Source organism: Phytopseudomonas daroniae (assembly GCF_004327285.1).
Taxonomy (GTDB): Bacteria; Pseudomonadota; Gammaproteobacteria; order Pseudomonadales; family Pseudomonadaceae; genus Aquipseudomonas; species Aquipseudomonas daroniae.
Genome location: NZ_QJUI01000027.1, coordinates 35507 through 44494, shown reverse-complemented (window position 1 = coordinate 44494; position 8988 = coordinate 35507). Strand labels below are relative to the sequence as shown.

Here is an 8988-nt window from a genome sequence, read left to right as displayed (position 1 = left end):
TCTTTTGCAAACTCAAGGAGTTCAAGCGTATTGCAATGCGCTGTGACAAGACCGATGCAAGCTTTTGCGCCATGGTCAATCTTGCCGCTACCATTATCAATTCACGATGAATCTCAACAGACCCTAGGAGAGCCAGATCTTGAAATCGTTTCGATTCGTACAGGCTCTGGAATAGGGTGGTTGCCGTGATAGCATCGCGGCCATGAGAGTTATTTCTACACTAGGCGCGGGATGCGCACTGTTGCTGTTCAGTTCGGTATCGCTGGCCGAAGACGCTCGCCTCGTGGTCAGTGTGCAGCCTGCCAACAATGCCTTGAAGAGCAATGTCGAAGGTTACATCGGCAGTCTCGGCGAGCGTGATGTCGAGGCCCTGCAACGTTTGCGTCGAGTCGTCGAAAGCCAGGCGGAAAAGGCGGCGCAGGCGCTGGGATACTACCAGTCGCAGATCAGCACCGAAGTGGTCGAGCAGACGCCGCCGCGCCTGAACGTGCGTATCGTGCCAGGCGAACCGGTACGCATCGGCAGCGTGACGGTGCGGGTCGACGGGCCGGCCGCGGAAATGCCCGCCTTCCAGTTGCCCAGGGATGCACAGCTCACCCAGGGCGCCCGGCTCAATCATGGCCGTTACGAGGCGGCCAAGCGGCACATTCAGAACCAGGCTTCGCGCTACGGCTTCTTTCGCGGACACTTCACCCAGCAGCGCTTGAGCATCGACCCCCAGGCCGGATTGGCCGACATCGAACTGGTCTATGACAGTGGCCCGCGCTACATCCTTGGTAGCGTGAGTTTCGAGGGCGACATGCCGTTCGACGACGACCTGCTGCAGCGCATGGTGCCGTTCTCCGCCAACACACCCTACGACTCCGAGCGCATTGCCGAGCTCTATCAGGCGTTGCGCTCCAGCGGTTATTTCGAATCGGTACGGGTCGATGCCAGCCCCACGGTCGCCGAGCAGCAGGTGATTCCAGTCGAGGTACACCTGCAGACCCGTCTGCCGCGTACCATGGGCCTCGGTCTTGGCTTTTCCACCGACGTCGGGCCCCGCGGCCGCGCCAACTGGGAGCGGCATTGGGCCAACCCGCAAGGGCACAGTTACGGCGCGGAGATGGAGCTCTCGGCGCCGCGGCAGAACGTCGGGCTGTGGTACGACGTGCCGCTGGATCCGCCGTTGACCGACAAATTGCGGATCTCCGGCGGTTATCAGTACGAAGAGATCGCCAACACCGACAGCCTCAGTCGCCTGTTGACCGTCGGCCCGGAATGGCACAGCAAGCTGGACAGTGGCTGGCAACGGGTGATCTCGCTGAAATGGCTACGCGAGGAGTATCGCCTGGGCGACGATTCGGGCCTGAGTACCTTGCTGATGCCCGGCATCAGCTTTGCCTACCTGCGCAGCGATAACCGCATCGACCCGAATTACGGCTACCGCCTGCAGTTCGACGCCTCGCTGGCCAAAGAGGGCTTGCTGGCCGATTCGGACGTCATCCACGGCAACGCGCTGGTCAAGGGCTTGACCACCCTGTGGCAAAAGCACCGTTTCCTCGGTCGGGCACAGTTTGGCGGTACCGAGTCCAGGGGGTTCAATTCTTCCGTGCCGCCCTCATTGCGCTTTTTCGCCGGTGGTGACCAGAGTGTGCGCGGTTACGACTACCAGAGCCTGTCGCCGGAGAACAACCAGGGCGACAAGATCGGCGCACGTTATATGTTCGCGGCCAGCGCCGAGTACCAGTACAGCGTGGCGGACAAGTGGCGGGTGGCGACCTTCTACGATACCGGTAATGCCTTCAACTCCCTGGATATGCCGACGCTCAAGAGCGCGGTGGGTATCGGTATGCGCTGGGTGTCGCCGGTGGGGCCGTTGCGCCTCGACCTGGCTCACCCGCTGGATGACGAGGGCGGGGTGCGTCTGCATTTCTCCATGGGGCCGGAACTGTGAGGCGGGCGCTCAAGTATGTCGGTCTGAGCCTGGCGGGCCTGCTGGTGTTGCTGGCCGTACTGCTGATCTGGATGCTGGCGACCGCTGCCGGCAGCCGCTGGACATTGGGCCTGGTGCCTGGGCTGCAGATCGACGGATTCGAAGGGCGCCTGGGTGGTCGCTGGAGTGCCGAGCAGTTGCTCTGGCAGCAGGGCGACAATCAGGTGCTGGTTCGCCAGCCGCTGCTCGACTGGTCGCCTGCCTGTCTGCTGCGTCTGACACTGTGCATCGATACGCTGCGTAGCGAACGCATCGAGCTGAACTTCGCACCCAGCGACGAGCCGCCGAGTGAGGAGCCCTTCAGCCTGCCGCAACTCGATCTGCCGCTGGCCTTGCAGGTCGGTGAGGTATGGATCGGCAGTCTGCAGTTGAACGGTGAGGATCAGTTGCAGGAGCTGGAGCTCGCTGCGGACTGGGCAGCCGACGGCCTGAACATCAGCAAGCTGCACGTGCAGCGTGACGATCTGACCGTCGACCTGCAGGGGCGCTTGCAGCCCAGTGGTGAATGGCCGCTGAGCCTGCAGGGCCGCGCAACGCTGCCAGCACCAGACGGGAAACCCTGGAGTCTGGCGCTGCAGGTCGAAGGCGACCTGCTTCAGAGCCTGGCGCTGACGGTCGACAGCAGCGGCTACCTGGCCGGACGCTTGAGTGGCGAGGTACAGCCTCTGGTCGAGCACATCCCGGCGACGCTGACGTTCACGGCTGACGGCTTCAAAGCCGACGCGTCGCTGCCCGATACCCTGCGACTGGACGCTTTGCAGCTGCAGGCAGCGGGTAATCTGCAGGACGGTTACGGTATCGATGGTACCGCCACCTTGCCGGCCGAGGATGGTTCGGTGGCCCTGGCGTTGCGTGGTCGTGTCGATGCCAAGGGCGCCGATATCGACACCTTGCGCCTGGCCGCGGCGGACAACCAGTACCTCGCGGTCAATGGTCGTCTGGACTGGCAGGAAGGCTTCAGCGCGGATACCCATATCGATTGGCAGGATTTCCCCTGGCTGCGTTTGTACCCGCTGGAGGAAGCGCCACCGGTCACGCTGAAGAAACTTACCGGTGATCTCGCTTATGAGGATGGCAACTACCTTGGCAATCTGTCCGCGGCATTGGACGGCCCGGCGGGCGGGTTCAGCGTGCAAACACCGCTCAGTGGCGATCTGCAGCAGGTGCATCTGCCACAGTTGCAGATCCGTGCCGGCCAGGGAACGATCGATGGCCAGGTGACCGTCGGTTTCGCCGATGCGGTGCGCTGGGATGCGCAGTTGCAGGTCAGCGATTTCGATCCTGCGTACTGGGTCGCCGAATTGCCCGGCCGTATCGCCGGGCCGGTGCGCAGCAAAGGGCAATTGCTCGACGGACGTCTGGAACTGACCGGCGACCTCGATCTGCGGGGGCGCCTGCGTGGCCAGCCGGCACAGTTGCAGACCCAGGTAGCTGGCGCCGGGGAACGTTGGGAGTTGAACGCGCTGACGTTGCGCCTCGGCGACAATCGCATCGACGGCAGTGGTTGGCTCGATCAGCGTCTGCAGGGTGAACTGCGGGTGGCACTCAACCGTCTCGGCCAGCTGTGGCCGGGCTTGCAGGGGCAGGCCACAGGGCGCCTCGGTCTGGCTGGCAGCCTGCAGGCCCCTCAGGGCACGTTCAACCTGAGCGGCCAAGGTTTGGCGTTCGAGGACATGCGTCTGCGTCAGCTCGGGCTGGACGCAACCCTGAATGCCAACGGGCAGGCCAAGGTACAACTGCGTGGCCTGGGGATCGCCAGCGGCGATACGCAGATTGGTGATCTCACGGTCAACGGCGGCGGTAATCAACGTCAGCAGCAAATGGAGCTGAGCCTGCAGGGCGAAGCGCTGCAAACCAGCCTGGCGCTGGACGGCACACTGGATCAGGGCAACTGGCGTGGCCGTCTGAGCCGCGCCGAGGTGCAGGCCGGTGGCCAGGATTGGCGCTTGCAGCAGCCCGCCTCGCTGGTGCGCCTGGCCAGCGGTCAAATCGACCTGGGCGCCCATTGCCTGCGCTCTGGTGAGGCCAGCCTGTGCGGCGAGAACCAGCGTCTGCAGCCGGAGCCGAAAATCCGTTATCGACTGGCGGATTTCCCCCTCGACAGCCTGTCGCCCTGGTTCCCGAAGGACTTCGCCTGGCAGGGGCGGCTCAACGCCGAGGTGCACCTGGATCTGCCTGCCGCCGGCCCCAGCGGGCGCGTGGTGGTGGATGCCGGCAGCGGTACCTGGCGTGTACGCGACGACGAGCAGTGGGTGGATTTCACCTACGACAGCCTGCGCCTGAGCAGCGAGCTGCAGTCCCAGCGTATCGATACCCAATTGAATCTCAGCGGGCCGCAAATCGGTGAGCTGTCGGTGCAGGCGCAGCTCGATCCGCGCCCGCAGAACAAACCGCTGTCTGGCCAGTTCCGCCTGAGCGGTCTCGATCTGGCCATCGCGCGGCCATTCGTGCCGATGGTGGAGCGCCTGGCCGGGCGTCTGGATGGCAGCGGCAACCTGTCCGGCGATCTGCTGTCGCCTCTGGTCAATGGCCAGTTGCTGCTCAGCGGAGGAGAAATCTCCGGTGGTGAATTACCGACCAACTTCGAGGATCTGCAGATCCGTGTGTTGATCGCCGGCGAAAGCCTGCAGCTCAACGGCGGTTGGCGCAGTGGCGATCAAGGGCAGGGCACACTGAACGGTGCGCTGGCCTGGAGCGGCCCGCTGAACGCTAACCTGAGCGTGCAGGGCCGCCGCTTGCCGGTGGTCGTCGAGCCTTATGCGACACTGGAAGTCGAGCCGGACATACAGGTGCGCCTGGCCGAGGATCGACTGTCGGTCAGCGGCAAGGTGTCCATCCCCCGTGGCGAGATCGTGGTGCGTGAACTGCCGCCGTCCACTGTCAAGGTCTCCGACGATGCGGTCATCGTCGGTGCCGAGGCGCGTGAGCAGCAGGCGGTGGCCATCAGCATGGACATCGACGTCGATGTGGGTAGCGACAAGCTGACCTTCAGTGGCTTCGGGCTCAATGCCGAACTGGCCGGGCAGGTGCATATCGGCGACGACATGGACACCCGTGGCGAGCTGAATCTCAACAAGGGCAATTTCCGTGGCTACGGCCAGCGCCTGACGATCCGCCGCGCGCGCCTGCTGTTCGCCGGCCCCATCGACCAGCCGTTCCTCGATATCGAGGCGATCCGCAAGGTCGACGAGGTGGTCGCTGGCTTACGTCTGACCGGCAGCGCCGACCAGCCGCGTACCGAGGTGTTTTCCGAGCCGGCGATGAGCCAGGAGCAGGCGCTGTCCTATCTGGTGCTGGGGCGGCCGCTTTCGACTGGCAGCGAGGACAACAACATGCTCGCCCAGGCAGCATTGGCGCTGGGCGTGGCGGGAAGTTCAGGGGTCACCGGCTCGGTCGCGCAGAGCCTGGGCATCGAGGACTTCCAGCTGGATACCGAGGGCAGCGGCAATACCACCAGCGTGGTCGCCAGTGGCAACCTCTCCGAACGCCTGAGCCTGCGCTATGGCGTTGGAGTGTTCGAGCCGGTGAATACCGTGGCGTTGCGTTATGCCCTCAGTCGCCGCCTGTATCTGGAGGCTGCCAGCGGCCTGGCCAGTTCCCTGGATCTGTTCTACAAGCGGGACTTTTAGGGGAGGGCGACTGCCTGCGCCGCGAAGCATCGTTGAAGCAGGCCTGACCGGCGACGGGGAACTGGCAGTATTCACGCTGCTGTCATCCTGCCGCGGGCCGGGCATTCACATTACCGACACATAGGGATTCCATGGGCCAGCGGCAGACACAGATACTCAAGCACGACCTGAAGGCAATCGCCGAAGACCTGAAATGGGCGTCCGTTGATCTGGTGCAGATCGCCGAGCGCTTAAGAGGCACGGAGAACGAAGCAGATGCATGGGCGATTCTCAGGATGGTGGGGGTGCTGATCAACGGTGAGGATCGCCTGTCCAAGTATGCCGCCGAGATCAAGTCCGGCCGGATCTCTCGCTCCAAAGCATGAGCCGCCGGCCAGAGCCTTCCGCTTACCGTCCCTTCGCACAAATGCTGGAAAGTCATTCAGCACTGGCGCTGCGTATTTTTTACTGCGCACGGGTTGCTCTGCCGAGGGTAGAGCAGCCTTCTAGTGAGCGCTGTCCTGGCGTAGGATGGTCGCCCATGCGTGTATTACCCACATAGAAAAGGATCATTTTCATGGCACAAGTAACCCTGCGCGGTAATCCGGTTCAGGTCGATGGCCAATTGCCGCAAGTCGGTCAGCAGGCGCCTGCGTTCAACCTGGTCGGTGCCGGCCTGGCGGATGTCAGCCTGAGCAGCCTGGCGGGCAAGCGCAAAGTGCTGAACATTTTCCCGAGCGTCGATACCCCGACCTGCGCGACCTCGGTACGCAAGTTCAACGCCGAGGCCAGTAAGCTGGCCAACACCGCGGTGCTGTGCGTTTCCGCCGACCTGCCGTTTGCCCAGGCGCGTTTCTGCGGTGCCGAAGGCCTGGAAAACGTGATCAACCTGTCGACCATGCGCGGCGCCGAATTCCTCAAGGACTACGGGGTGGCCCTGAGCTCCGGCCCGCTGGCCGGAGTGGCTGCCCGCGCCGTGGTGGTGCTGGATGAAAACGACAAGGTGCTGCACAGTGAACTGGTCGCCGAGATCGGCAGCGAGCCGGACTACGATGCCGCTCTGGCGGTTCTCAAGTAAGTTCTCGTAACGCTTCGAAACGGCCTGCTTTGCAGGCCGTTTTTCGTTTCAGCCATTCATTTCCCGTTCAACGCTGCTGCCACCAGCCTGCGCAGGCGGTTGGCTACCGGCGACAGCTGGCGACCCTTGACCAGCAGCAGGTAGTACGGCGACATCTCGATGGTCACGTTGAGCGGCAAGACCTTCAGTTTGGCGCCGACCTGATCGCCCAGCAACAGATCCGGCACCTCGCTGGCCAACGGGGCGATGGCCGATGACGACACCAGAATGGCGATCATCGCCAGTAACGATGTGGTGTTGGTGATATTGGTCGGCAAAGGCGCACCGGCACTGAGAAAGGCCGTTTCCATCGCCTCGCGGATCGGCGCCCGGTGGCTCTGCATGACCCATTCATAGGGTGACAGATCGCGCAGCGTCACCTGATCCACATTGGCCAGCGGGTGATCCTGGCGAACCATCAGCTTGAGGGTTTCGGTGCGCGCCGGAAAAATCTCGAAGTCCGCCGGATTGACACCGCGCGGCAGGCGGGCGAGCACGAAGTCGTTCTTGCCCGCAGCCAGGTCATGCACCAGCACGTCGCTGGCGGCGACGTTGACGTGCACTTCGGCCCGCGGCGAGATCGCCTTGAGCTGGCGAATGGCCGGAATCACGAAGCCCACCGCAGCCCCGGTCACCGCGCCCACCGTGGTGATGCCGCCTTCACCGCGCTTGAGTTCTTCGACGTCCTGGGCGAGGTCGCGCAGTTCCACCAGCATATTGTGCGAGCGCTGCGCCAGGGCTCGGCCGATCAGGGTCGGCAGCATGCCTTTGGCATGGCGTTCGAACAGACGTGCGCCGAGGGTATGTTCGATATCCGCCAGCATGCGCGAAGCGGCCGGTTGAGTGACGGTCAACGCGTCTGCCGCGAGGCCTAGCTGGCCGTGCTCGGCGATGGCGGCGATCAGACGCAACTGGGGAATCTTCAGGTGTCGGGCGATCCCGATATCCATGGGCGGCTCTCGCTTTATTGTCGTTATTGAGGCGTTGAGCGGATTCTGCGACGCGGCGGGGGCGCTTGTCGATTACTCGCATACCAATATTGGTATGGCGGTGCACTGAATATGAATTTGATTGATATGGGTAGCTGACTCTATCTTCATGCCTGCTTTGAAAGCTCTTCGCTGAACGAACAACAATAACTGCGATGTCGCGTATGCCCTGGCATGCAGCAGGCGTCGCCCAGGAGAAGCTGATGAACACTGTCCGTAAACTCGTGGCCGCCGTGGCCATGGGCGCCAGCCTGTTGAGTGCCGCCTCCGCCGGGGCCGCCGACAAGGGCTTCGTGGGTATCGCGATGCCTACCAAGTCGTCCGCCCGCTGGATCGACGATGGCAACAACATGGTCAAGCAACTGGAGAAGGCTGGCTACAAGGCCGACCTGCAGTACGCCGAAGACGACATCCCCACCCAGGTCTCGCAGATCGAAAACATGATGGTCAAGGGCGTCAATGTCCTGGTCATCGCGGCGATCGATGGCACTACCCTGACCAACGCGTTGGAAAACGCCAATGCCGCGGACATCAAGGTCATCGCCTATGACCGTTTGATTCGCGATAGCCAATACGTGGACTACTACGCCACCTTCGATAACACCAAGGTGGGTGTGCTGCAGGCCGAATCGCTGGTCAAGGGCATGCAGGCCCGGGGCCCAGGCCCTTACAACGTCGAACTGTTCGGCGGCTCGCCAGATGACAACAACGCCTATTTCTTCTACGACGGCGCCATGTCGGTGCTGCAGCCGCTGATCGACAAGGGCGAGATCAAGATCCTTTCCGGGCAGACCGGCATGGGCAAGGTCGGCACCCTGCGCTGGGACGGCGCTACCGCCCAGTCGCGCATGGACAACCTGCTGTCCGCCAATTACACCAAGGAGCATCTCGACGGCGTGCTGTCGCCCTACGACGGTATCTCGATCGGCATCCTCTCGTCCCTCAAGGGGGTCGGCTACGGCTCCGGCGACATGGCGATGCCGGTGGTGACCGGCCAGGATTCGGAAGTGCCTTCGGTGAAATCCATCCTCGCCGACGAGCAGTATTCCTCGATCTTCAAGGACACCCGCCAGCTCGCCGAGGTAACCGTCGGCATGGTCAAGGCCTTGCTCGAAGGCAGCGAGCCGCAGATCAACGACACCACAACCTACGACAACGGGGCGAAAGTGGTGCCGTCCTATCTGCTGCAACCGGTCACCGTCGACAAGAGCAACTGGGAGAAGGTGCTGATCGACAGTGGTTACTACCGCAAGGATCAGTTCCAGTAACCGCGACGCGTCGGCAGCGCCTGGCGCTGCC

General features: G+C 63.0%; 6 protein-coding genes. 5 read left to right on the top strand and 1 reads right to left on the bottom strand.

Annotation, left to right across the window (positions count from 1 at the left end; all coding sequences use genetic code 11):
* Positions 1–202 precede the first annotated feature (202 nt).
* The 4 genes from DNK06_RS22520 to tpx all read left to right on the top strand — a co-directional run bounded on the left by DNK06_RS22520 (position 203) and on the right by tpx (position 6661).
* The gene (locus DNK06_RS22520) at positions 203–1936 is read left to right on the top strand and encodes an autotransporter assembly complex protein TamA (protein WP_131182228.1); all 1734 of its coding nucleotides are present in this window, start codon (positions 203–205) and stop codon (positions 1934–1936) included.
* Entirely contained in the window at positions 1933–5604 is a 3672-nt protein-coding gene (locus tag DNK06_RS22515; protein WP_131182227.1) for a translocation/assembly module TamB domain-containing protein, read from the top strand. The genes DNK06_RS22520 and DNK06_RS22515 overlap by 4 nt, the downstream gene beginning before the upstream one ends.
* Positions 5605–5735: 131 nt before the next feature.
* Positions 5736–5969 carry a hypothetical protein gene (locus DNK06_RS22510; protein ID WP_131182226.1) on the top strand — a complete coding sequence of 78 codons (234 nt, stop codon included), beginning with the start codon at positions 5736–5738 and terminating at the stop codon, positions 5967–5969.
* Positions 5970–6160: 191 nt separating this feature from the next.
* Positions 6161–6661, top strand: a complete 501-nt coding sequence (tpx, locus tag DNK06_RS22505; RefSeq protein ID WP_131182225.1) for a thiol peroxidase — start codon at positions 6161–6163, stop codon at positions 6659–6661.
* Positions 6662–6717: 56 nt separating this feature from the next.
* Here the strand turns inward: tpx and DNK06_RS22500 are convergent, their stop codons facing one another.
* A complete protein-coding gene (locus DNK06_RS22500; RefSeq protein ID WP_131182224.1) occupies positions 6718–7650 on the bottom strand; it encodes a LysR family transcriptional regulator in 933 nt (310 codons plus the stop codon).
* 242 nt (positions 7651–7892) lie between these two features.
* On the opposite strand from DNK06_RS22500, the gene chvE reads away from it, so the two are divergent.
* Positions 7893–8957: a multiple monosaccharide ABC transporter substrate-binding protein gene (gene chvE, locus DNK06_RS22495; protein WP_131182223.1), complete on the top strand. Its 1065-nt coding sequence runs from the start codon at positions 7893–7895 to the stop codon at positions 8955–8957.
* Positions 8958–8988: the final 31 nt, after the last annotated feature.

Coding starts and splice junctions, on each gene's coding strand:
- DNK06_RS22520 (WP_131182228.1), top strand. CDS start 203: ATGAGAGTTATTTCTACACTAGGCGCGGGATGCGCACTGTTGCTGTTC.
- DNK06_RS22510 (WP_131182226.1), top strand. CDS start 5,736: ATGGGCCAGCGGCAGACACAGATACTCAAGCACGACCTGAAGGCAATC.
- tpx (WP_131182225.1), top strand. CDS start 6,161: ATGGCACAAGTAACCCTGCGCGGTAATCCGGTTCAGGTCGATGGCCAA.
- DNK06_RS22500 (WP_131182224.1), bottom strand. CDS start 7,650: ATGGATATCGGGATCGCCCGACACCTGAAGATTCCCCAGTTGCGTCTG.
- chvE (WP_131182223.1), top strand. CDS start 7,893: ATGAACACTGTCCGTAAACTCGTGGCCGCCGTGGCCATGGGCGCCAGC.